This is a genomic window from Microbispora sp. NPDC088329, from assembly GCF_040685655.1.
In the GTDB taxonomy this organism is placed as follows: domain Bacteria; phylum Actinomycetota; class Actinomycetes; order Streptosporangiales; family Streptosporangiaceae; genus Microbispora.
In genome coordinates, this window is sequence record NZ_JBFBIP010000017.1 from 15,571 (window position 1) to 39,898 (window position 24,328).

19 protein-coding genes are annotated in these 24,328 nt (G+C 69.0%); 2 read left to right on the forward strand and 17 right to left on the reverse strand.

The features are described 5' to 3' along the window. Positions 1-78: 78 nt before the first annotated feature. From AB0O28_RS27445 to AB0O28_RS27465, 5 genes are all read right to left on the reverse strand, one after another. Positions 79-3,204, reverse strand: a complete 3,126-nt coding sequence (locus AB0O28_RS27445) for an amino acid adenylation domain-containing protein (protein ID WP_363644981.1) — start codon at positions 3,202-3,204, stop codon at positions 79-81. Between the two features lie 136 nt (positions 3,205-3,340). After that, positions 3,341-4,861: an amino acid adenylation domain-containing protein gene (locus AB0O28_RS27450; RefSeq protein ID WP_363644983.1), complete on the reverse strand. Its 1,521-nt coding sequence runs from the start codon at positions 4,859-4,861 to the stop codon at positions 3,341-3,343. Further along, complete coding sequence (locus AB0O28_RS27455; RefSeq protein ID WP_363644985.1) at positions 4,858-5,094, reverse strand: phosphopantetheine-binding protein; 237 nt, start codon at positions 5,092-5,094, stop codon at positions 4,858-4,860. The genes AB0O28_RS27450 and AB0O28_RS27455 overlap by 4 nt, the downstream gene beginning before the upstream one ends. An 87-nt stretch (positions 5,095-5,181) precedes the next feature. Beyond that, positions 5,182-6,456, reverse strand: coding sequence for an MFS transporter (locus tag AB0O28_RS27460; protein ID WP_363644986.1), 1,275 nt, complete (start codon positions 6,454-6,456; stop codon positions 5,182-5,184). A 180-nt stretch (positions 6,457-6,636) separates the two neighbouring features. Beyond that, positions 6,637-7,473, reverse strand: coding sequence for a hypothetical protein (locus tag AB0O28_RS27465; protein ID WP_363644988.1), 837 nt, complete (start codon positions 7,471-7,473; stop codon positions 6,637-6,639). 181 nt (positions 7,474-7,654) lie between these two features. Here AB0O28_RS27465 and AB0O28_RS27470 point away from each other — a divergent pair, with 181 nt between their 5' ends. Next, positions 7,655-8,311 (forward strand): thioesterase domain-containing protein, encoded by a 657-nt coding sequence (locus tag AB0O28_RS27470; protein ID WP_363644990.1) that lies wholly within the window; start codon positions 7,655-7,657, stop codon positions 8,309-8,311. Positions 8,312-8,333: 22 nt separating this feature from the next. On the opposite strand, the gene AB0O28_RS27475 is transcribed toward AB0O28_RS27470, so the two are convergent. The 7 genes from AB0O28_RS27475 to AB0O28_RS27505 form a co-directional block, all read right to left on the reverse strand. Continuing rightward, a complete protein-coding gene (locus tag AB0O28_RS27475; RefSeq protein ID WP_363644992.1) occupies positions 8,334-8,594 on the reverse strand; it encodes an acyl carrier protein in 261 nt (86 codons plus the stop codon). Next, complete coding sequence (locus AB0O28_RS27480; protein ID WP_363644994.1) at positions 8,587-9,561, reverse strand: TIGR03560 family F420-dependent LLM class oxidoreductase; 975 nt, start codon at positions 9,559-9,561, stop codon at positions 8,587-8,589. The genes AB0O28_RS27475 and AB0O28_RS27480 overlap by 8 nt, the downstream gene beginning before the upstream one ends. Before the next feature lie 7 nt (positions 9,562-9,568). Beyond that, complete coding sequence (locus AB0O28_RS27485) at positions 9,569-9,907, reverse strand: PqqD family protein (protein WP_363644996.1); 339 nt, start codon at positions 9,905-9,907, stop codon at positions 9,569-9,571. Continuing rightward, on the reverse strand, positions 9,904-12,285 hold the full coding sequence (locus AB0O28_RS27490; RefSeq protein ID WP_363644998.1) for a beta-ketoacyl synthase N-terminal-like domain-containing protein: 2,382 nt from the start codon (positions 12,283-12,285) through the stop codon (positions 9,904-9,906). Before AB0O28_RS27490 ends, AB0O28_RS27485 begins: the two co-directional genes overlap by 4 nt. A 226-nt stretch (positions 12,286-12,511) precedes the next feature. Beyond that, positions 12,512-13,381, reverse strand: a complete 870-nt coding sequence (locus AB0O28_RS27495) for a class I SAM-dependent methyltransferase (protein WP_363645000.1) — start codon at positions 13,379-13,381, stop codon at positions 12,512-12,514. Positions 13,382-13,863: 482 nt separating this feature from the next. Next, positions 13,864-15,213: an aminoglycoside phosphotransferase family protein gene (locus AB0O28_RS27500; RefSeq protein WP_363645002.1), complete on the reverse strand. Its 1,350-nt coding sequence runs from the start codon at positions 15,211-15,213 to the stop codon at positions 13,864-13,866. Positions 15,214-15,464: 251 nt separating this feature from the next. Further along, positions 15,465-17,183, reverse strand: a complete 1,719-nt coding sequence (locus AB0O28_RS27505; RefSeq protein WP_363645004.1) for a carbamoyltransferase C-terminal domain-containing protein — start codon at positions 17,181-17,183, stop codon at positions 15,465-15,467. 304 nt (positions 17,184-17,487) lie between these two features. Between AB0O28_RS27505 and AB0O28_RS27510 the strand changes: the two genes are divergently transcribed. Continuing rightward, on the forward strand, positions 17,488-18,324 hold the full coding sequence (locus AB0O28_RS27510) for a hypothetical protein (protein ID WP_363645006.1): 837 nt from the start codon (positions 17,488-17,490) through the stop codon (positions 18,322-18,324). 15 nt (positions 18,325-18,339) lie between these two features. Here AB0O28_RS27510 and AB0O28_RS27515 read toward each other — a convergent pair whose 3' ends face one another. Genes AB0O28_RS27515 through AB0O28_RS27535 form a run of 5 tightly spaced genes read right to left on the reverse strand, consistent with a single transcriptional unit; the run spans position 18,340 to position 24,149 of the window. Then, positions 18,340-19,359: a fatty acid desaturase family protein gene (locus tag AB0O28_RS27515; protein WP_363645008.1), complete on the reverse strand. Its 1,020-nt coding sequence runs from the start codon at positions 19,357-19,359 to the stop codon at positions 18,340-18,342. A gap of 51 nt (positions 19,360-19,410) precedes the next feature. Further along, positions 19,411-21,054: a thiamine pyrophosphate-binding protein gene (locus AB0O28_RS27520; RefSeq protein WP_363645010.1), complete on the reverse strand. Its 1,644-nt coding sequence runs from the start codon at positions 21,052-21,054 to the stop codon at positions 19,411-19,413. Beyond that, the gene (locus tag AB0O28_RS27525) at positions 21,051-22,091 is read right to left on the reverse strand and encodes a hypothetical protein (RefSeq protein ID WP_363645012.1); all 1,041 of its coding nucleotides are present in this window, start codon (positions 22,089-22,091) and stop codon (positions 21,051-21,053) included. The genes AB0O28_RS27520 and AB0O28_RS27525 overlap by 4 nt, the downstream gene beginning before the upstream one ends. Next, positions 22,088-22,975 carry a hypothetical protein gene (locus tag AB0O28_RS27530; RefSeq protein WP_363645014.1) on the reverse strand — a complete coding sequence of 296 codons (888 nt, stop codon included), beginning with the start codon at positions 22,973-22,975 and terminating at the stop codon, positions 22,088-22,090. The genes AB0O28_RS27525 and AB0O28_RS27530 overlap by 4 nt, the downstream gene beginning before the upstream one ends. Before the next feature lie 34 nt (positions 22,976-23,009). Next, positions 23,010-24,149 carry an aminotransferase class I/II-fold pyridoxal phosphate-dependent enzyme gene (locus AB0O28_RS27535; protein WP_363645016.1) on the reverse strand — a complete coding sequence of 380 codons (1,140 nt, stop codon included), beginning with the start codon at positions 24,147-24,149 and terminating at the stop codon, positions 23,010-23,012. Between the last annotated feature and the right edge of the window lie 179 nt (positions 24,150-24,328).

The following is a 24,328-nucleotide window of genomic DNA, read 5'->3' on the forward strand; positions in this document are numbered from 1 at the left end:
TTCCCGGTCGGACCTCTACGGCGCTCGAGGCGCACCTTCGGGACGATCACTGTATAGTCCGGTTCCGCTCGGTCCGCCTCAAGCGGTGATGGGCGGCTCCTCGATGACGCCGTCGTGGGCATACCGCTCGAGCGCCTCGGTCAGCCTCTCCACCAGATCCCGCAACGTGGCCGCCCCGATTCCATCCGCACGGCAGGAGGCCACCAGCTCCCAGCTGCCATCGCCCTGCGGGACGGCCTCCACGAGAAGCTCCATCGCGGTCGACGGAGGAGTCACGCGGACCGGCCGGTATCGGACGTGCGGACTCAGCTCGCCGCGGGGCGGCTCGTGCTGCACCACTGCCCAGGTCTGGAACCAGGGATGTCTGCCCCGGGCCGGTCCGAGCGCGCGAACCAGCGCGTCGAAAGGGATCCCGCTGTGGCTCATGGCGGCGCGGAGCTGCTCGGCCGCCTCGGCCGGTAGCAGACGCCGTCCCGGGTTCCCCGCCGCGCGAAACACCAGAGGGAGAGGGTTGACGAAGCAGCCGACGACGTTGTCGAAGCGCGGATCCGGCCGCGACGGCGCCAGGGTGCCGACGCATACCTCCGCGACGCCGAACGTGCGCGCCTCCGCCTGCGCCACCGCCGCGGACAGGAGCGCGGCGGACGGCGATCCCAGCCCGGATGCGATGGTCTGCAGTTCGCCGACCAGGGACCCCGGCAGCATCCGGGTGATCTCGCATCGCGGTCCTTCGGGCGAATTCGAGTGCGGTGGCGCGAAGGCCGGGGCGACCGGCGGCTCCAGGACGCGCCGCCAGTGACGCAGCTCCGCCTCCACACCGCTCCCGGCGTCGCCCGGCTCCGCCCGGCTGTACGCGGCGTATGCCGGTGTGTCCGGCAGGACTGGGACCGCACCGGTCGTCCTGGCCCGGTAGGCGGTCGCGAGATCGGCCATCAGGATCCGTTCCGACCAGCCGTCGAAGGCGATGTGGTGCAGGTGCAGCCCCAGCAGGTACCGCTCCTCGTCGAGCCGGCTCACCCGGACACGGAGGGGTGCCTCGCGCTCCAGGTCGAAAGGCGTCCGCCACCAGTCCGCCGTCAGCAGCCGCGCCGCGGCCTCGACGTCGCTTTCCGCTCCGGCGGGAGCCGGGACCGTCTCGATGCGAAACGGCGACGTCACGACCGTCTGCCGCACCACCTTCGGTCGCGGCTGCGTGTATACCGTCCGGAGTATCGCGTGGTGCTCGATGACGTCGCGGAACGCCGTCTCCAGGATCTGCGGCTCCAATCTGCCGGTGACGACGTACGCGAGAACGATCATGTTGTCGGCGGCGCCCGGGCAGAACTGCTCGGACAGCCAGAAACGGGTCTGCGCGTGCGACAGCGGCGCATCGGCCGCCGAGGAGTTCTCAGCGACGGCCGGCTGTCGTCCTGCTCGCACGCGGGCCGTGTCGAGCAGACCCCGGACGGTCGGCGTCCGGTAGACGTCCGTCAGGCCGACCGGGGACGGCAGCAACGCGGCGGACCGTGACGCCAGGCGGACCACGTCGAGCGAGGTGGCTCCCGCGGCGAAGAGGTCGTCGTCGAGCCGGAGATCCGGGACACCCAGCAGGGATCGGGCCACCGAGAGAAAGGGGACGTCCGGTACGGCGGATTCCACGGCCGCGCCGACGCCGGAGTCGGTCTCAGGGGTTCTGTCCTCGACGACACGCTCCGCCATGGCCGTGACCCGCGCCGTGTCCACCTTGCCGGTCACCCCGAGTGGGAGACGATCGACCCGGTGCAGAACCGCCGGAATCATGGCCGGAAGAAGGCGTTCCGCGGCGAACGCCCGGAGTGTTTCCGCCGTGGGCGGCACCTCGTCGGCGCTTTCGAACAGCGCCACCAGCAGGGGACGGCCGTCGTTCTCCACCCTGACGACCGAGCAGGCCCGTACTCCCGGGTGGTTCTCGAGGGTCGCCTCCACCTCGCCCGGCTCGATACGGACACCGTTCACCTTCACCTGCCGATCGATGCGCCCGCGGTAGCGCAGGACGCCATCGTCGAGGACCGTCAGGTCACCCGTCCGATAATGCCGGACACCGTCGACCTCGACGAAAGCACGCGAGGTCTGATCGGGATCTCCCAGGTACCCATGTGCGAGCCCGTCACCGGAGATGAGCAGCTCCCCCGGATGCCCGGGAGGAAGCGGCCGCAACGCGTCGTCCACGATGACTACACCGGTGCCGGGCACCGGGCGCCCGATGGGGATGTCAAGGGACGGCGGTTCGACGTCCGATCGGCGGATGGCATGCGTCGTGGCGAAGATGGTGCTTTCCACAGGTCCGTATCCGTTGACCACGGGCAGCTCCGGGAACCGGTCGAGAAGTCGCCGCACATGGGTCACCGAGACCCGCTCGCCGCCGATGAGCACCACCCGTACGGTGCCGAACAGCTCGATCGCCTCGTCGACGAACACGTTGAACAACGAGCTGGTGAGCCAGAGACTGTTCACGCCTCCGTCCACGGCCTCTCGCAAGGCCGCCACGTCGAGCACCGGCGCCTCCGCGTCGAGCAGCACACTGCAGCCGCCGTTGAGCAACGGGGCCCACAGTTCGAGCGACGCTCCATCCCACGGCAGCGGCGCTGCCTGGAGAAAGACGGTGCCGGCGTCAAGGGGAACGTCGTCGTTGCCCACCAGCACCCGCACCGTGCCGCGATGAGGCGACACGACTCCCTTGGGTTGTCCGGTCGATCCGGAGGTGTAGAAGACACAGGCGGCGTCCGTACCGCTCAGCCCGGGTGGCGGCGTGACGCCGCCACCCGCCGTCAGCTCGGCGACCGTCAACCGCCGGACACCGGCCACAGGGTCCGCCCGCCCCTCGGAGGTGACCGACAACGTGGCGCCGCTGCCGGCGAGGATGTACTCGCGCCGGGCGACCGGCCAACCGGGATCCATGGCCAGGTAGGCCGCGCCGGTGGTCAGTACGCCCAGCAGAACGCCCACGAATTCCGGCGAGCGAGGCAAGCACACCGGCACGATGTCGCCGGGCCCGATGCGCCGCTCGGCCAGGCCGCCCGCCACCCTGTCCGCCATGGCGACCAGTTCCCGATACGAGAGTGCGCGGCTCCCCTGCCGCACCGCGACGGCGTCCGGCGTCAGCCGTTCATGATGACGGACGATGTGCTCGATCCGGTCACCGTTCCGGTAGGCCGCCGGCCCGATCCCGCGCGACAACCGGCTCACACGCTCCTTCGCGCCATCATCCCGCGTCCGCGGCTGTTCCGGGTGAGGAGGGGGAGAACCTGCCATGTCGGTGCGCCTTTCTTCCGTCGGGTGAGAGGCCGGGAGGGCGTGCGCGGACCGGCACGCGCGCCACCGCTCATCCGGCGCGGGCGGGCGTCCATTCCGGCGCCGGCAGTGCGCGCCGGTCGATCTTGCCGTTCCTCGTGACCGGCAGATCGTCCAGCACCACGTACCGTGCCGGTATCAGATAGGACGGCAACGTCGCGGACAACGCACGCCGGAGTTCCGGAACGCGGAGTTCGGCGCCGGGCGCAAGGACCAGGTAGGCCACGAGACGCTTGTCCCCCGGCCGGATCTCGTGGGCGGTGACCACGGCCCGGCGTACGGTGGGCTGCGCGACCAGGGCGGCTTCCACCTCGGCGGGCTCGATGCGGTGCCCGCGCACCTTGATCTGGTCGTCGATCCGCCCGAGGAACTCCAGCACCCCGTCGCTGCGCGACCGCACCAGGTCGCCGGACCGGTAGGCGCGGGATCCGGGATTCCCCGGCTCGGGGACGAACTTGCGCCTGTTCTCGTCCGGGTCCTGCAGATAGCCGAGCGACACGCCCTCACCCGCGATCCACAGCTCTCCCATCTCCCCGGCGGGCACCGGCGCGCCCTCCTCCGTCATGATCCACACCCGGACCCCGGGGATCGCACGACCGATCGGCACCGGATGACCGACCTCCTCCACCGCCGACATGCGATGGCAGCAGGCGAAGGTGGTGGTCTCCGTCGGACCGTAACCGTTCACCACCACGCGTCCCGGCACCGCCGCCAGCGCCCGCCGCACGTGATCGGCGGACAGCACATCGCCGCCTGCCAGCAATTGCGTCACCGGTCCGAGCGCCGCCAGATCCGTGTCCACGATCTGGTGGAAGAGCGCGGAGGTCAGCCACATCGAGTCGACCCGGTGGCGTACGAGCGTCGCACCGAGCTGATCACTGCCGAGCAACCCCCCGGGGGCGACCACCAACCTGGCGCCGTTGAGGAGCGCACCCCAGATCTCGAACGTCGAAGCGTCGAAGGAGATCGGGGCGAACTGCAGCAACGTCCGGGCCGGGCTCAGATCCACATAGTCGGCGCGGGTCGCCAGATTGACCACGTTGTGATGGGAGATCACGACGGCCTTCGGCCGGCCGGTCGTACCCGACGTGAACATGGCGTACGCCGGGTCCGAAGGCCCGCGCGGGGGCTCGGAGGACGGGACGGCCGCCGGGAGCCGCGGCACCTCGTCCAAGAGGATCGCCTTCGCACCCACGTCGCCGACGGCCTCATGGACGGCGACGGTCGTCAGCACCAGTGCGGCGCCGCATCGCTCGACCATCTCCAGGAGCCGGGGCCGTGGGTATGCCGGATCGAGTGGCACGTAGGCCGCGCCGGCCTTCAGGACGGCGAGAAGGGCGACGATGGTCTGCGCCGACCGGTCGAGCAGGACGCCCACGAACCCACCGCGGCATCCTCGAGCGACGATGACCTCCGCCAGCGCTGTCGCTCTCCGATCCAGCTCCGCGTAGGTCATGCGATCCCGGTCGTCCTCGACGGCGACCGCCCCGGGCATCGAGCGGGCGACGTCGGCGAACACCCCGTGCACCGTCTGCGGGCGTCCTCCGGTCACGCCGTTCCCTTTCGCACCGCTTCGGCGAGCGCCGCCACCGTCGGATGGCGCAACACCGCTCCCGCCTGCATCGGCATCCCCGCAGCGGTCGCCTGACGAGCGACCGCGAGCGCGAGCAGCGAGTCGCCGCCGAGGTCGAAGAAGTCGTCGTCGGGAGCCACGGCGACACCCAGCTCGGCCTCCCAGATCGCCGTGAGTCTCGGTACGAGCTCACTGGCTGCAACGTGTGACATCACCATGTTCCTTTCGCCGTTCCGCGCGACGATGCGCAGCGCCCCGGAGACCGGTCGATCGCACCGCCGCACCGCCCGGTCGTACGTTCAGGTCTGCATCTCCGGGCTGCCGGGCACCGGATGCCGTGAGCGGCCCCAGTTTCTTTCGATCAGCGCACAGGCGAAGCCGGCCACGGCGACCACCACGGCCAGCACTATCCAGCCGTAGGTTCCTCCGTCGATGCACAGCGTGATGACGATGGCCGGCGCCACCGCGGCGACCAGGCTGTGCCCCATGCCCATAACGCCCTGGTACTGCCCTTGCGCCTCGGGACGGGCGAGGGCGAAGGACAACTCGAAGGAGCCACCCGCCTGCCACACCTCGGCGAGCGAGTGCACGAGCACCCCGAGAAGCAGCAGCACGACGGCGATCCACGCGGACGGGCCGGCCGACATCGCCATCATGATCCACGCGATCAGGAAGAGCGGGCCGGACAGCGCGACCAGCCGCGCGGCCGATCGCGGGCCGTCGATCGACCGCGTCGCCGGGACCTGGAGCGCCGCGACGATGACCGAACCGAGGAAAAGCGCCAGCGCCGCCATGGAATGCGGTGCGTCCGTCTTCAGCACGATCCACACCGGGAGCGCTTGGATCAGGACCCAGTACTGCAGGCTCGCCACCGACGCCGCGACCGTCAGGCTCAGGTAATGGCGGTCGCGCACGGCGATCCACCTGCGTTCCTTCCCGGTGGAGCCGGTGCTCTTGACGCGCGTCGGCGGCAGATGCGGCAGCCGGGAGAGGATGGCGGCGGCCAGCACGAACGTGACCGCGTCGGTGACGATGAGGAGGATGTAGGCCGGACGGGTGTCGATGTGCAGTCCGACGGCGGCGGTGAGGGTGCCGATCGCCAGTCCCACATTCGTCACGGCACGCAGGTACGAACGCAACCGTGCGCCCTTGCCCGCTTCGGCGAGCACACCGATCATCGCGCCGCGGGCGCTGCTCGTTCCCCCGCTGCCGACGGCGGCGACAGCGGACACGGCGATCAGGGACCACAGGTTGTGTACCAGCAACAGGCCGGCGCTCCCCACCGCTTCCAGCACCAGGGCGGCGATGACGACCTCGCGTGCGCCACGGCGGTCGGCCAGGTCACCGATCAGTACGCCCGCCCCGAGGCCGGCCAGCGATCCGACCGTGAGCCCCACACCCACCTCGGCCGGATCCAGCCCGGCGAATCTGATGAGGAAGATCGTGCCGACGGACATGAACATCCCCATGCCGACGGTGTTCACGATCGTCGCCTGCGTCAACAGTCGCTGGCGACGGTCCTCCGGGCCGTGCAGCAGAGCCCGGAGGCGGGTCGGCCGAACGGTCCCGCTCACCGGCGGACCTCGATCGTGACCGCGCAAACGCCGGCCGTCTCAGCGAGGATGGCCCGGCCGGCGCCGGACGCTCCCCGGCGGCGTCCGCGCGCCCGCGCGACGACCCTGGTGACATGTCCTGCGGTATCCAATTCGGCCCTCCTCGTCCTGCGCCCGGTCCGGTTCTGCGGCTTCGTGAGGTCAGGAGGTCGCCAGGAACTCGCCTTCGAGCCGGACCAGGTGCCCCTGCGCCCAGCGCGCCACGCGCCGCGCGTAGTCCCCGTCGGACTCTCCGGGGCGGGTGCCGTTCAGCACCACCGATCGATACTCATCGACACCGATCCCGCATTGCGGCGTGTTCGCCAGGCGGCGCATCACCCATTTGTCGCGTCGGCAGAACTCCCCGAACAGAACGAGGCACGCATCCACGGCTCTGGCCGCCGCGAGCCCTGCGGCAATGCGTGCGGACGCGTCGTCGCCGGCGTCCAGCTGGCCCGCCACATCGGTAAGCGCATTTTCCGACCACACCTTGATGGACCGAGCGAGTGCGCGGCGGAACGACGACCTGTGGAGCATCTCGCGCATCTCCCGGAAGTAACTCTCATTCTTCAGGGGAATGCCGATGGAGAACCGGTAGACGAAGTCCAGCAGCACGTCGCTCATGCCGCAGAATTCGACCTCGGACTCGAGGTAGGGCGCGATTATGGTGGCGAGGGCGTCGGTCGGCCAGATTGTCAGATCGACGCGCGACTTCTCGTACTCGCCCATCCAGTTGTCCCAGCGTATCCCGCTCTTGTCCGACCCCGGCCACTTCTCCATGGTCTCGTCCACGGGAAGCTCGAGCGGCTGATCCGAGAACGCGTACAGGTCGAAATCGCTGAAGACGTTCCCCCAGCCGGCCGCGGTCGACCCCGTACGGCACACCGCGTGCGCTTCCGCTAATCCCGGGAACCGCTTGAGGATACCCTCGAAGGTCAGGTCCGGCGGTTGCCGGAATCGCGGCTGAGAGACGATGACCTCAATGGTGGGCTTGAACATGACGAATTCCTCCGATCGGTCTGCCGTTATTATCGAAAACACTGTCCAGGCGTTCTCGTGATGTACACCGGACTCTCGGCGGCATAGTATCCACACTATGAATCAATCGAATTCCGTGACGGCAAGGCCGGGAAAGTCGCTCATTCCATGGAATGAGCCGGCGAGCGACGGCCCGGCGCTCGTGTGCATTCCATGGGCCGGCGCCGGGGCGGCTCCCTTCCGCTCGTGGGGCCCACTGCTGGGCGACGTGGCCACGGTGTACGGCCTGCGGCTCGCGGGGCGCGAGAGCCGCCGGACGGAGCCGCCCGCGGACACGATGTCCCACGTCGTCGCCGAGACCGTCGCCGAGCTGGCCGACCTGGGCGTGTCGCGCGTGGCGCTGTTCGGCCAGTGCTCCGGAGCGGTGCTCGCCTTCGAGCTGGCGAAGGCTCTGGCCGATCCCGGCCGCGGCATCGACGTCACCCGCCTCGTTGTCGCGTCGCAGCGGCCACCGCGGGACTTCGCCGAGGCCGGCATCGCGGTGGACCAGGACCTCATGACGTACGTGCCGGCGGAATTCCGGGAGGAGCCCGACCTCGTCGAGTTGCTGCTCCCCATCATCGCCGCGGACATCGAGCTGATGTCGCGCTACGCGTACGAGCCTGGCGATCCCCTCGAGGTACCGCTCACCGTGGTGTACGGCGCGGGCGACGAGGTGCTCGGCAGAGCCCAGGTCGACGGCTGGCACCGGGTGACGACGGGCCCGACGAGCTTCCATGAGATAGCCGGGGGTGATCACCTGCTCGAAGGTGAAGCGTGGCTGGAACTCGCGGAGACGATCCGCGTCGCGCTGGAGTGACGGACCACGTCCGGTGTTCACCTCACTCATCGTCGAGGAGTGCCGCGAGCTGCGCGACGGTCGGGTGAGAGAAGACGTCCACGACCTTGAGATTGGGCCAGCGCCGGCGAAGGACGCGAACCACGCCGAGTATCATCGCCGACGTCGCGCCGAGGTCGAAGAAGCCGACGTCCGGCTCGATCGTCGCCACGCCGAGAGCGTCTGCCCATACCGCCCGCACGACCTCGGCCGGGGTGCCGTCGAGGTCGAACTCGACCTCCGGTGCGCACGCCCGATCAGTCATCCATCGCCTCCCGTAAGGTCGTGCCGACGCTGTGCAGATGCGCGAGATCGGTGGGGTCGAGGACGGCGAGGATGAATCCGTCCACCCCGGACTTGCGGTATTCCGCCACCTGGCGCCGGACCTCTTTCCTGGTGCCGCAAAGGGCGAAGCCGCGAGCCGCGTTCGGCGGCAGATTCAGCAGCGTTCCGAGCCGATCCAGCGAGTCCTGGAGTTCCCACTCGGATTCGGTGATGATCGCATGGCCCAGCCACGTCCTCGTGATCTCGCCGCTGTCACGGCCCACGGCCGCGCATGCCCGTTCGAGTACCTCGATCTTGTGGCGTACGGTCGCCGGTCCGCCGAAGAAATTACAGGCGTCCCCGAGCCTGGCGATGAGGGGGATCAGCACCCGCTCGCCACCTCCGCCGATGAGAATGGGCGGACCGTCGGGATTGATCGGACGGGGCATGTTCAGCGGCTCGTCGATGCTGTGGTAGGTCCCCGAGAACTTCGGCGCATACTCGGTGAACATCGCACGGCAGATCCGCACCGCCTCGTCGAGCTCGGCCAATCGCTGCCGCGGAGGCGGGAAACTCAGGCCATACGCTCGGTACTCCTCCTCGTGCCAACCGGCACCGATCCCGAGAATCGCCCGGCCACCGCTGATGATGTCGATAGTGGTAACCATCTTGGCCAGAAGCGCCGGATTGCGGAATCCGCAGGCGGTGACGAGCACGCCGAGACGTGCGGCCGAGGTGACGGCCGCCAACGCGGCGATGGTGGTGTAGGCCTCCAGGATGGGCTCGTCCTGGCTGCCCACCGATGCGATCTGGTGGAGGTGATCCATGGTCCACAGGCTGTCGAAGCCGGCGTTCTCGGCCGCGCGCGCGGCGTCCACGACATGCTCGAAAAGCTTCTGATCCGGGACGCCCGCGAACGAGTAGCCACTGAACTGCAGGCCAACGCGCGTGATGGGTCGGCGAGTCATGCCACACCTAAAGACTGGTCAGGGCTTCGACGTCGGCGGGCGTGGCCACTTCGACCAGGCCGCGTTCGAGGAGCTGCTCACAGAGGTCGTATGTCGGCTGCCGAACCTCTTCGAGCGGCTGACCCGAGGCCTCGGCGACACCTTCGAGCAGTTGACCCACGGTGCGGCGCCCATCGATCAGCAGCCACGCCATGCGGGCATCGCGGTCGAGAACGTAGCGGCCGATCAGTGTCTCGAGCAGCAAGCCGCCGGCAGCACGGTCGCTGAGCTCGGCGACCGTGTCGCTGAGGCGGGCCGTCACGTCCAGCCCGCGAACCAGGATCATGTCGTCGCTTACGGTGGTCATGAGTCCGCCTCCTCCTCGGCCGAGGTCTTCTCGACGTAAGCCGCTGTGGCAGTGATGGTGGGTGCGATGAACGGCAGGTCGACCGGCAGCTCCAGCCCGAGTCCTTCGCTCAGGCGGGCACCGATCTCCACCGCGTAGATGGAGTCGCCGCCGAGGTCGTGCGAGAAGTGCGCGTCCGGCGGAATGTGCTCGACGCCGAGAACCTCGCGCCACACCTGCTCGACGTAGTCGGCGGTGCTCATCCCGTTCGCCGGCGCCGACGCGCCCGGGGAATCACCGCCCGCATCCAGGACGCGGACGGGACGCTTGAGCCAGAACCGGCGGCGGGTGAACGGGTAAGCGGGCAGCGAGACACGCCTGCGTCGTTCTTCGGCGTAGTAGGCGGCCCAGTCGATGCCGGCTCCGGCGCGCCACGCCGCGGCCAGCACGTCCTCCAGGTCGAACGACGGCCCGATCACCACCTGGCCGGGGCCGTGACGGGCGTCCTTCGACGCCGCGTCGTCGGTGCATGCGTCCAGGGCCGCGGCCAGCGACGCGGCGTCGGCGCCGCCGGTCAGCCATTCCGCGACCGGCCGCACCCAACCCGGCGCGTCCACTCGGGAGAAGGTCAGCCCGAGGCGCCGCAGTGTCCGGCCGACGACGGCCGCCGCGAGCGCGCCGGCTTTGTGCGAGGGCAGGCCGTCCAGTTCGGCCGATCCGGTGAGTTCAACGAGACCCGACCGCACCATCGGCTCGGCTTCCCGCAGCCGTTTCCCCATCTCCGCCAGGTCGTTGGGGGCCCCGGCGATCACCAGCGACCATCGCGGAGCGGACGGCCCTGCCTCATCGGGTGCCCGTAGCTTCGCGATGGCGTCGGCGCCGCTGCCGACCACCGCCGCCCACCTCCGGACGAAGCGACCGCGCCCGACCGCGAGCGTGTAGGCGATGTCGGACAGTTCGGCGGAGTCGATCGAGTCCATCGACTCGATCCGTTCGGCGAGCCGCATGCGCATCCGATCCAGCTCGTCCTCTGTACGGGCGGACAGCGCCAGCACCTTGCGCGATCGCACGGCAGGGGCCGTCGGCGCGGTGAGCGCCCGTTCCACGATGACGTGGGCGTTGGACCCGCCCAGCCCGAAGGAGCTCACGCCGGCGATGCGTGATCCCTCCGTCCGCCAGGGCCGGGTCTCGGCGGTCACCACGAAGGGCGTCGATTCCATGTCGAGCTCGGGATTCGGCGTGCGGAAGTGCGCCGTTCCCGGCAGCGTGCCGGTTTCGACGGCGAGAATCGCCTTGATGAGCCCCGCTATGCCCGCCGCCGCATCGGCGTGGCCGATGTTCGCCTTGACCGCCCCGAGGGTGATGGACCCAGGCGGCCGGCCGTCACCGGCGAAGACCCGCCGCAGGGCCTCGAACTCGACGGAGTCGCCTATGGCGGTCCCGGTCCCGTGCGTCTCGACGTAGCCCACCTGCCCGGGGGAGACACCCGCCCGGGCCAGCGCGGCCCGGATCACGGCCTCCTGACCGTCGACGTTCGGTGCGGAGAAGCCCGCGCGCGATCCGCCGTCGTTGTTGATCGCCCAGCCTCGGATCACGACCCGGCGGTTGTCTCGATCGGCCCGCGCGTCGTCGTCCCGCTTGAGGACGACGATTCCGGCGCCCGAACTGGGCACCGTCCCGGATGCTTCCGCGTCGAAGGCGCGGCAGCGCCCGTCGGCCGACAGGATGCCGCCCTCGTTGTAGGTGTAACCGTCGACATCGGGCAGCAGGAGACTGACACCACCGGCCAGAGCGATGTCGCAGTCCCCGGCGGCCAGGGACGAGCATGCCATCGCGACCGCGCTGAGCGCCGTGGCACAACCGGTCTGCACGGTGATCGCCGGCCCGGTGAGACCCAGCTTGAAGGCGAGCCGCGGCGCGAGGAAGTCCTTCTCGTTCGCCATGGTGAGGCGTACGTCGCGGAGCCGTCCCGTGCCGGTCTCGGTGGGAGCCAGGAAATCGCGGAAGTACAGGTTCTCCCCGCACCCGACGAACACGCCGACGACACAGTCACGATCGCCGGAGTAGCCGGCGTCGTCCATGGCCTCGGCCGCGACCTCCAGGAGGACCCGCTGCTGCGGATCCATGGTGACGGCTTCCGCCGGCGGCACCCGGAAGTGGTCGGCGTCGAATTGATCGACGTCGCCGACCTTGCCCACCGCGCGCACGAACCCGCCGTCGGCCACGCGCCCGGACGCCGGCTGCTCATCCTCCCCGGCCTTGTCCTGATCCAGCCGGCTCACCGTGTCGAGACCGTCCAGCAGATTCTTCCAGTACTGCGCGACATCGCCCGCTCCGGCGAAGCGGCCGGCCATTCCGATGACGGCGACGGGAAGACCGCGAAGTGACGCATTCGTCATCGGGCCGCTCCCTGCGTCCGGCGCGAGTCCCTGCCTTCGGCGAAGAAGCGCGCGCAATACTCACGAATTGAAGAGCTTTTCATCGGGTGAGCCGGTGGGCGGCGATCGGACACTCCACTTCTCTTCATTTCATCTCCCCGTTGTCATCCCCTGAGCCGGCGACCGTATCGGACGCCACATCGCCACGGCTGTCCCGATGCCAGTTTTCCAGCTCCACACGAATTCATCAGCGAATCGTCAGATCCACACCCGGCTGCCGGCCGGGCACGCGATAACGGTAGGTGAGGTCCAGTTCCGCCCCGGGCTCGACGGATACGGGCTCGGGCAGGATCACGGTGTATTTCCAGCTGTTGTCGGGGCTCACCCGGTCCGGGTGCGTGGTGAACGTGCTGCCCGGCGACAGCCGGAGATCGAAGGAGACCAGAATTCCGTTGACGGTGCCCGGCCTGTCGACCTTGGCCGTGCCGGACTGTTCGACGAACCGCTCCGTCGCCCGCGCGAAGTCGACGAACGCCACTTCGACGGGTGCGGCCAGGCGCGGCCAGCCGAGCACCGTACGTCCGGGCTTGAACATCACCCGCGGGACCGGCGCGGTGGCCAACGGCGTGAAGTCGATGTCGTACCACTGCCTGAGCCGCGCCGTGGTGGCTTCGGTGAAGTGGATCCGGTCGAGCTCGTCCGCCGGGATCTCCACCGGCGTCGCGTGGATCGCCATGGCGTGCGGAATGAGGATGCCGTCGGGCTTGAGCAGGCGTTCCCTCGCGTCGATGGAGAGCTCGAGCGCGTACTGCTCGAGCGGTTCACGCCCGATCGTCTCGCTCACCAGGATGTCGGCGGCTTCGGGCAGTTCCAGCTCGAAGGCGTCGCCGCGGAGCAGGGTGATGCGGTCGGCCATCCCGTTGCCGGCGAAGAGCGCCTCGGCTGCGTCCGCCATACGCCCGATCTCGAACGCGTAGACATGCCGCGCGCCCGCCTTGGCCGCCGCCAGCGCCAGGACCCCGGAGCCCGTACCCACGTCGACGACGACAGAGTCCGGCCGGACCGATTCCCGCAGCGCTTCGAAGTAACGCTGGGTCCGAGTGCGATCGTTCAGCATCTTCAGGTGCGATATCGGTAAGTCGAAGACAGGATGAAGTGGCCTCGTCGTCGCCATTCAGGTCTACCTTTCATCGCGTTCACTCCGGCCCTCCCGGACCGTTCAACGCTCGCAGCCGTCATGCATCATCGCGACCGTCGCGTACTTCAACCACGACTCCTGCAAGATTGCCACGATCATCTACTGATGTCCAGTGCCGAATTAATCGGCGAAGGGCGCGATCATAAACTCGCCGGATTGACCGCCGGACGTCCTCTCGCCATCTGGTAAGCGCCGCGACATCCCGCCGTTCACGGCGACTTCTTCCCAGCTCAAACGAGAGCGGCGACCCGGACGTGCCGATGCCGATCAAATTCGAATGGTCGCGCGCACGGCGACGGGCAAATCAGTGGAGAAATCACTCCCCTCTCTCGACGAAACGGCATGTCGACCATTCATGGTCATCCGGGTGGAACGTATTCGGGGTGATGCGTCATCGCGCCTCAGCCTTCGCCGCGAAGGTCGCCGGCTCGCTCGAACGCCTGCTCAAGCCGCCGCAGCCACCATCGCACGGTCGCGGCGGAAGGCTTGGGAAAGCCGTCGGGCTGGTGCCGCGCCTCGGACATCACAAACGCCACTTCGCCCATGACAGCGTGGAAGATCACCGCCAGGTCGAGCGCGAGGCCCGCCCGGTGACCGCCGTTGACTCTCTCCCACTCCGTCTCCAACGCCGCCCGTGCCTCATCACCGGCCCAGGCGGTGTTGGACAAGAACCACACGAAGTCCAGCTCCGCCGGGCCATGGCAGGCGAGCCCCCAATCCAGCGCAACGACCCTGCCGCCTTCGACACCGAGGTTGTCCGGCCGGTAGTCGCCGTGCAGAAGCGTGGCCGGCGCCTCGGCTGCGAGCGCACTCAACAGCGGCGCCGGGTCGGCGACCAGGCGCAGCACCGCGTCGGCTATCGCATCGCCGGCGCCGTCAGCGAACGACTCCCAGGCGGTGTTCAGGGTCTTGGGCAGCATGTCACGGCCGCGCCGCTCGATCAGCGGCCGCAAGGGCGAGAACAACCGCAGCCGGTCCGCCGGTGAGCACAGGACGGCACTCGGCCGGGTGTCGCGGAAGGCCCGATGCATCTCGGCGACGGCGGCGAGCAGGACTCTGCCGCCGGCGACCGGGTCGCCGTGTCTCACGGTGTCGAGCGCCCTGCTCACGTCGCGCATGACGATCACCCAACCGTCGTCAGAGGCGACGGCGTCGATCACCGGGGTGGTGATCTGCGCGGGAAGCCGGTCGTAGACGCCCTCGACGAACAACCACCCCTCCCGCCCCTCGTCTCCGCTCGCCCGTGCCAGCCAGTCACGACCCGGCCGGATGTGCTTGATGACGACAGGCTCGCCGCTCGCAAGCCGCGCCCGCATCAACGTCGCGCCGGAGAATCCCCGGTGCGCCAGATCGCCGACGGAGCCGGCGACGAGCGACTTCGCGACCGGCTCGGGGAGCAGCCGCACCGGTTCTCTGGGCAGGGACGGGTAGACGATGTGCCGGGAGACACGGCCGTCGACCACGCCGATTCGGTGCAGGTACCGCTCCGGACGGCCGGTCGGTCGCACCGTACGCTGGACGTCGATGTCATATCCGCCCGGATGGACGTCGACCGAGAAGTAGGTCTCGGCGCCGGGTCCCGGTGCTATCCGGGCCCAGCTCCGCTCGATGGCGTCCACCCCGACGGTGGTTTCCCGGTGACCCGTCACGTAGCTTTCCAGAACCGGCTCGGGCGCGTAGAAGGAGCGCAGCCGAGCGAAGGATCCCGTGGCCAGTGCGCCACGCAGCGCGGCCACGATCACGTCGGTCATCCGCCGATCTCCTCCGGAGTGCGCTCGTCACGGGTGCGCGTCGTCCTCACCACGCCGTCCTCACCACGTCGTCCTCACCACGCCGGCGTTGCCGGCACCGGAGCACGCCACGTGATGCCACCCGCCGTTCATCCGCTCGGAACCCTCCCGCGCCCGGCCGCCATCGAGATCGCCCGGCGCGACGGCTGGACGGTGGACGCGCCGGCCGCTCACGGCCGAGCCGGCGCGCCGCACCGCTGACACCCCCACGGTCACTGCGGGTCACGCTCGATGAGGTAGTCATCGATGATCAACGCGTCCATGCCGGTTCGCAGGAAGGTGCGAATGGCGTCCGCGGGCGTGTAGACGATCGGCTCGTCATAGGTGTTGAACGAGGTGTTGAGCACCAGCGGGATGCCGGTCAGCTCCTTGAACTCGCGGATGAGAGCGTGGTATCGCGCGTTCACCTCGGCGGACACGGTCTGCATGCGAGCCGTGCCGTCGACGTGCACGATGGCGGGAACGAGCGCTCGCTTGTCGGCCCGCACCTTGACGGCGAACGACATGAACCGGGTCGACAGCGACGGCCTGGCGAACTCGAACCAGTCCGCCGCCTCCGACTCCAGGACCGAGGGCGCGAACGGCCGGAAGTATTCGCGGTGCTTGGCGCGTACGTTGATCCTGTCCTTGGTGGACGGATTCCGCGGATCGCCGATGATGGAGCGGTTCCCGAGCGCCCGGGGACCCACCTCGGCGGCGCCCTGCATCCAACCGAGGACCTTGCCGTCGGCGACGAGCTCCGCAGCGGTACGCGGAGCGTCGTCCAGGCGGGTGGCCTTGACCGGCGCGGCCGCGATCGCGGCCTCGACCTGCGCCGGAGTGGGCGGCAGCGACCCGATGTACGGGTCGGTCATGACGAAGCGGCCGCTGACCCGCCCCTTCTGGCGCGCGACCAGCAGAGCCGCTCCCAAGGCGGTGCCGCCGTCATGCGCCAGCGGCTGGACGAAGACCCCGTCGAACGGTCCGTCGTTGAGCAGGCGGCCCATTCCGACACAGTTGAGCGCGACTCCGCCGGCCAGGCACAGGTTGGCCGAGCCCGTCATCTCCTTCAGGCGGCCCGCAAGGGTGAGAAGCACCTCCTCGGTCATCTCCTGCAGGCTCGCGGCGACCTCGGCGTACCGGTACTCGAACGGAGCGCCGGGTCCACCGGTCCGGCGGGGGCCGAACAGCTCCTCCAGCGGCTCGTAGTCCTCCACGCGGAAGCGGAAGGTGTCCAGGTCGACCGTGAACCCACCGCCGTCCCGCTGGACGATCTTCTCGAACGTCTCCCGATAGCGGTCGGGCGAGGCGAACGCCGCCAAGGCCATGAGTTTCGGCGCGGAGTACTCGTCCAGCCCGACGAACTTCGCCAGCTTCTCCCACACGAAGCCGAGCGAGTTCGGGTAGACCACGGTGTCCAGCGGTTCGATCCGGCCGTCACGGCCGTACGCGAGCAGCGCGGTCGAATGCTCGCCGATACCGTCGATGCTGAGCACCGCGGCCTCCTCGAACGGGGAGGCGAGGTAGGCGCTGGCCGCGTGGCTCATTTCGTGCGGCACCCAGACCCAGCGATCCCGGATGTCCGCGCCCAGCACCTTGGACACTTCGTCCGGGATGCGGTTGAGTCGCTCCAGCAACAAGCGCTCACCGTCCGCATGACCCCAGGAGCCGGCGGTCACCGGCTCGTCCAGGGGCGGCTGACGCAGTGCCGGGTCGAAGGACGTCGCCACGTAGTCGACGTCCTCGGCGGTGATGCCGGCCCGCAGCATGCAGTCCCGCAGGGCTTCGACCGGGATCTCGTCGACCGTGTCGATGTCGGCCGGCTTGGCGTGCTTGCGGCGGTTGAAGCGCTCCTCCTCCGCGAAGGCCAGCACCTCGGCGCCGCGGACCACGCAGACCGACGACTCGTGGTAGACGGTGTTGATCCCGATGACGATGGGATTGCTTTTCAATGTCAAACTCCCCGGTGATCGCGCTTCGTCGCCGCTGACACTCACTACCAACGCCTCCGGCCCAAACCGACAGGAATGGCGTTGAGAGACATTGATAATCGAAGATTCATGCACGCCGGACATGATGTGACCGCCACTTCCGGAAGCGATCCCGGCGCAATTACCGACATTGACCGAATATCAAGCTACCTGACTGCAATAGGCCCCGCAACCACAGATTGCGAACTTCTTCCGAACGGTTGCCGAGCTACTTTGCACGATGATAGACAAAGGCTCCGGGCGACCTCAATCAAAGGGATCGGAAATGCGCGAAGCCGGGTTGTATATCGCCGTGCTGGGCATCGACGGCACGGGAAAGACAACCATGACGAGGATGCTGGCCGACGAACTGAAGCGGAGCGGCCATGAGGCGAAGGTCCTGAGCTGGCGGGAGGAGCTCGAGCTGGCAGAGCGGCCGAACACCCGAGAATCGCTTCGTCAACTGTGGGTCGAGTCGCTCCGGCTCGTTCACCTGGGGGTGGATCTGCCGCCGGCCCCCGCCTCCTACGATGAATTTCACAGCCAGCAGTGGGAGAAGCGGTACGCCGGCTCGAAATTCTCCACCAACGTGCCGGGCGGCCCCCTTGCGGCCGCCTGGCTGGAATGGGTGGGGCAGACATTGTTGATGCACGAGATCGTCAACCCGCATCGCGCCCGCGGGGTCCACGTCATCGACGAGAGCTTCAGTTTGAAGATGGCGTACAAAGAACTCCTGATCGCCGATCTGCTCAATGACGATCCGGCCGTCGCCGCGGAAATCGGCCGCGCCCGAGAGATCATCACGGAATTATTCAAATCCACCGCCCCCGACGTCGGCATCGTGATCAGCAGCTCCTCGGTGGATCAGGCGTACCGGTGGCGCATTCGGCAGGAGGGCGCACTGGGCAGCCTCGAAGATCTTGGCGCGGCGGCCGGCGCCCGCGGGCGCGACGGCTTTGTGCGCCTGCAGCAGGAGTGCGACTCCTTCTTCCGCCGCTTCGCCCGGCAGCCGAACTGGGTGGTGCTGGAGATGCAGGACGCGGCGCCCCCGGTCAACTTCGCGCGGCTTCGTGAGTTGCTCGCCGGCCATCCGGCCATCGGGAGCCTCCTGCACGACTCGTGAGGACACAGCGTCCCCTCACCGCGTGCGCCGCCGCCCGGCCGGTCCACCTGGCCGGGTCTGCGGTTCCTGCAGGAAACGGGTACGGAATCGCAGCCGCGCGCCGTAGCCGTCCGGATCCTCGACGAGCAGCAGCTCGTGAAGCTTCCGCAGGGCGTGGTGCGGCACGCCGGGCCACATGTGGTGCACCGTGTGGTAGCCGTCGTTGTGCGCGTGCAGGAGGAGGCGTTGCATCCGGCCCAGGTTCGAGATCGTCGCGTCGAAGACGGTGGTGGCGTCGGAGTAGACGTGCTCGGACGACTCCGCCAGGAATCTGATCACGGGAAGCACCAGCAGATAGGCGCCGAGCCAGACGACCGCCGCGACGATGCCCTCGTGCGGGCCGGCCAGAGCCCAGAAGGGCGCCCCCACCGCGATGAGGGCCCAGCCCAGCGGCATCGCCAGGCAGAGCCGGTCGGCGCCGATCGCACGCAGCCAGCCGATCTGGTAGCGCGGCAGGCGCCGGCTCAGCCCCATCAGGAACATACGCCAGTCGTCCCGGCGCATCGGCTCCAGGTCCAGTTCGATGTAGCGCTGCCGATCAGGATCTTGACTTCCGCCGAAACGACCGTGGTGCAGCAGATGCGAGGCACGGTAGTCGGCGACGATGATGCCCGCCGGCAACCCGCACAAGACGAAGGTCAGCACGTCGTTGGCCCGGCGACGGGTCCGGCTCAGGTTGAAGTGCGACCCCTCGTGGATCAGGCACTCGAGCGCCCGCAGGTTACGCCCGACGACGACCAGCCCGGCTGGGACGACGATCAGGCTCAGCGGCCACCAGCCGTTCGTCACCGTCCAGACGGTCGCCGCCAGGGCCAGGTAGATCACCAGATGATCGGCGAGCGCGGCCCCGATCGTGATCCAGCTCCGGTTGCGGTGGGCTGCCGCGATCGCCGATCTGAGCTCGGGTGGGGCGGTGTAGCCGCGGTGGTACGGCTTGGCGGACGGGGGTTCCGGGGATGCGGCCGGTAATCGGTTCTTGTAGATCGTGGAGGACATCACATCTCCTCTCCGTGAGACGGACGGCCGGCGCTGGGGGCGAGCGCCTGATCATCCCGGGCCGATGGGCAGGTCGATGAGGTAGGGCCGGCCGAGGGACCAGGCGAATTCCGCCGCTTCGGCGACGTCGGCAGGACTGGTGGCGCGGCGTGCTTCCACGCCCATCGCCTCGGCCAGCGCGAGGAAGTCCACCGCCGGGTCGTCGACGTCCATGCCGACGAACGACATGTCGTCCCGCCCGGTCGTCCGGCGGAGGTTCCGCTTGAGCATCAGGTACTGGGCGTTGTTGACGACCGCGAAAACCACCGGCAGGCCCTCGTGCGCGGCCGTCCACATCGCCTGCGGGCTGTACATGGCCGACCCGTCGCCCACGACGCACAACACCGGCTCCCGTTCGTACGCCAGGGAGATTCCGAGGGCGGCCGGCATCGCCCAGCCCAGGCCTCCGCCCCGCGCCGCGAAGTAGCGTCCGGGACCGTCGGCCCGGTGGAGGGCGCGCACGTGCTCGTCGCAGGTCATGGACTCGTCCACGACGACGACGTCATCCGGGATCGCGCGGAGCAGGGCATGCACCGCCGCCTGCGGCGCCATCGGCGAGTCCGGATACCGGTCCAGCGCGGCCGCCTCGCGCTCGGCCCGGTTCGCCAGATGCGTCGTGGCCAGCCCCGCGGCCGACGTCGCCGCCCGGCCGGCATCGCCGCGCTTGCGTACTTCCGCGGCAAGCTTCCGCAGGGTGGCACGCAGGCCGCCGACCAGGCCGAGGCGAACCGGAACGAACCGGGCGATCTGGTGCGGGTCCTCGGCGATCTGGAGCAGCTCGACGCCGGACGGCACCATCGGACCGGGATCGAAGCCGTACGCCATGAAGGCCCGGCCGCCCAGCACCAGTACCCGGTCGTAGCCGCGGAGCGTCTCCCGGATGTCTCCGGCCGTCAGGCCGATCTCACCGGCCCACAGCGGGTGCGTCGTCGGGAAGACGGTCGTGCCGTACAACGACGAGCCGAGCACCGCGGCTCCCAGGGCCTCGGCGAGTTCCACCAGCGCTCCGACCGCGTCACCGGCGGATACGTCGTCGCCCGCCACCATCAGGATTCGATCCGGGGCGGTGCCGAGCAGAATGTCGAGAAGATCCTCCACGCCCGGCGCGGTGCCGTCCCGGATCACGGCCGACTTCGGGGTCCGGTCCGTGGCGGGCGTCTCAGCCTGCAGCACATCCGTCGGCAAGGAGACGAACACCGGGCCGCGTCGTGGCGACGCCGCGTCGCGGAAGGCGCGGCGCAGCACGACCTCCAGATCGTCGACCCGGCGGACCTCGTGCGCCCACTTCGTCACCGGCGCGGCGAGACCCGTCAGATCCCCGGACAACAGCGGGTCGGCCACCAGGTGACGCTGGTCGGCCTGGCCGGCGGTGACCACCATGGGGGAGCCCTGCACCTGGGCGTTCGTCAGATTGCCCAAGGCGTTGCCGAGCCCGGCCATCGCATGCACGTTGACGAAGCTGGGCCGGCGCGTGGCCTGGGCGTATCCGTCCGCCATACCGACGACCACGCTCTCTTGGAGGCCGAGCACATAACCCGGCTCTCCGCGGCGCGACAACGCGGCGACCAACGGCAGCTCCGTGGTCCCGGGGTTGCCGAAGACGTGCCGGACGCCCTCGTCGGCCAGCACGTCGACGACGAGATCGGCGCCGGTCATCGGTACGACTCGAGGGTTCCGCGACGACGGACGTCGAGTGTCGCGCAGTGGAAGCCGCCGCCGAAGGTACGGGCATGGCTCAGTGGAAGCGGCAGTACGTCGATGCCCTTGTCCTCCAGCTCTTTGATCAGACCGACCTGGCGCCGCTCCACCACGACAAGGTCGGGGCTGAGGCTGAGGAGGTTCATGCCGATCCAGACGGAGTTCACCGGCGCGGGCCCGGCGAAGCCGATGTCCACCAGTTCCGGGCACCAGATCTTGTCCCACGACGCGAAGATTTCCGGCAGGTTCTCCTCGGTCACGCGCTCCGGGTTCAGCAGCACCAGGCCGGGGCGCAGCGGCACGATGGTGGTGTCGACGTGCGCGGCGGTGTAGAGACCGCGGCAGGGGTGCACCGTGTACTGCGGACCGACCGCCTCCTGCAGCCATCGGGCGCCGAGCTCGTTGCCGCCGTCCGAGACGAGATAGAGCAGGTCGGTGCCGACGCGTAACACGTTGGCCGCGTCGAAGACCGGCTCCAGGTTCGCCAGCCGTTGTCCTTCCGGCAGCTCCGGGCGATAGGTCTCATCGGCCAGCCGGGGCCTCGGCGCCGCGATCCACCGGGCGCCGCTGTGGAAGTACTCGAGCATCAGATCGCGGTAGAGCGCCTGCTTCAGGGCCCGTCCCCGAATCACCATGGGCGCCTCGATGAGCAGATCGCCGACGACCAGCACGGTGTCGCGAGGGGCGTGGTCGTAATAGCCGTCCGTCTCCCACAGCGGGGTGCGCAGCACGGCGTCGGGATCGGACGGCGCCGGCCGGCGCACGGTGATCCCCAGACCGGCCAGGGCCGTGCAGAACTGTTCCAGCTCCTCTTCCGTCTGATCGACGACGTCCTTCGGGTACGGGCCGGACGGCAGGGCGGCGGGGTCGCCTACCTCGTGGTAGTCGATCGACAGGATGCTGCGCTCGGCACGTGGCACCCGGGCCCCGATCGCGGATCCGACGATGACTTCCTCCAACGGATCCCATTCGTTGTAGGCGCTGACAAGGCTCATACGTTCAGTCCTCCGGTCGCGTCGGCCGTGCTGACGGAGCCGGCGTGCTCGCCCCGATCCGGCAGCAGCGATGCCATCACGGGATGCGCTCTCAGCACGCCGAGAAGCCGGTCGAAGTTGTCCTGTGGCGACAGGTCCTCCATCTCGAAGACGGTCCAGCCCGCCGACGCCGCGAACTCGCGGAAATAGGCGTCACACGTGGACTGGATCTCGACGAAGCCGTCCAGGTGCGCATCACCCCCGGCGACCGTCATCGACTCCAAGATGCCCAGCGCGCCCTTCTGGCGCATCCGCCAGCGGTACGCCTGCTCGATCGGCGAGGTGATGACCAGGCCGATGTCCGGCCGGCAGGTGGCGAACAGCCGGCTGAGAACGGTCTTCGCGGTATCGATCTCGTCGGCCATGGCGGGATCGGCGTTCAGCCGGGAAGCGAGCAGGAGCTCGCGGAACGCCGTCTTGAGCCCGAAGCTCTCATCCACCACATGCACTCCGGCCGCGAGGTTCGGGATCACCGACTCGTGGCGCAGAAGCACCTGGCCGACCCATTCCAGCCAGGCGGCGGCCAGGGGGCCCACGGGAACGTTCGCCGCGACCGGCGTGTCGCGGAGCCGCCGCTCCCAGTCCTCGCCGTCGAACTCCACGTACGACGGCGGCGGCACCAGTTCCTCTACGCCCAGATACAGCAGCCGAAGTGATTCCACCCAAAGCTCCTGCAGGGCGTGCCGTGTGTTGGTCCGGCTCGCCTCTCTCAGCTCGCCGCGATAACTGAGTTTCTTCACCGCATGGCCGTCCGCTGACAGCAGCTCGGACAGCATTTCGGCCATCGTCGACTTGCCCGTTCCGTCGATGCCGAGCATGGCGACGTGAAGGCCCCGATCTGGCACGCGCGTTCCTCTCCCGCGTGAATCTCCGGCATGGTCAGTCGTGCTCGACGGCCAGCCCTCCTGAGCTGCCGTGTTCACCGAGCCGGCGCGCCGCTTCGAGCAGCATCGGCAGTGGTTTGCAGAAAGCGAAGCGCATGAGCGTTCCAGCTTGCTTCGGCTCCGCGAAGAAGTCGCCCATCGGCAGGGCGGCGACACCGGCTCGGCGGATCAGCCGCTTGGCGAAGGGCCCCATGGCGGACGGCGTCGCGCCCCACGGCGCCACGTCGGCGACCACGAAGAAGCCGCCCGGCGCGGCCCGCGGCGCGAGCCCCGCTTCGGCGAGCGCGGCGGACAACACGTCCCGGCGGTGCCGATAGTCGGCCCGCAGGTCGGCGAAGTACCCGGTTCGCCCGGCCCACCTCAGTCCCCCCGCCACCCCGGCCTGCAGCGGCGTCGGCACGGCGAAGGTGAGATGGCGGTGGTGGTGCTGGATCGCATCGCTGACCGCCTCCGGCGCGAGCACCCAGCCGACCCGCCATCCGCCGACAGCGAGCATCTTCGAGGCCGACGAGCAGACCACGGTGCGCTCTCGCATGCCCGGATAGGCGGCGATGCGGACGTGGGGGCCGTCGTAGACGTGCTCCTCGTAGACCTCGTCGCTGACGACGTACAGGTCATGCTCGACGGCCAGCCGGGCGAGCTCCGCACCGGCACGTTCGGACAGTATGTATCCGGTGGGATTGTGCGGCGAGTTCAGCAGGATGGCCCGGGTCGCGGGAGTGACGGCACGCCGTATCCCCTCGATGTCGAGCTCGAAGCCGCCGTTCCGGTCGGCCATCGGGACAGGGACCAGGCGCGCCCCGGCCAACCGGGCGACCCCCGGGTAGCTGTCGTAGAAGGGCTCGGGAGTCAGGACCTCCGATCCCGCGGGAGCGACCGCCAGCAACGCCACGGCGACCGCTTCTGTGCACCCGATCGTGACGGTGATCTCGGTCGTGGGGTCGTAGTTCAGACCCGCGGCCGCGGCCCGCTCCGCCAGCACCTCCCGCAGCTCGGCGAGACCGAACAGGGAGGTGTATTGAGTGTGTCGCAGAAGACCTTCATCGATGGCCTGCTCCGCCACCGCGGCAGCCCGAGCGTCCTGCGGAAAGCCCTGCGCGAGATTGATGGCGTCCAGTTTGGCGGCGAGCGTCATGACCTCGACATAAATGTCAGGTCCGGGAATGGATGGAGTTCGGTAGGTTATTTCGCGCATGACTTCCGTACCCCCTCTTCGCGCAAGCCGCCATCGACCTATTCAAATCGAGACGGGCGCGGGTGGAAGATGTCAGCCGATCTGCACATAAACCGCGAGTGAACATAACATTAATAAGT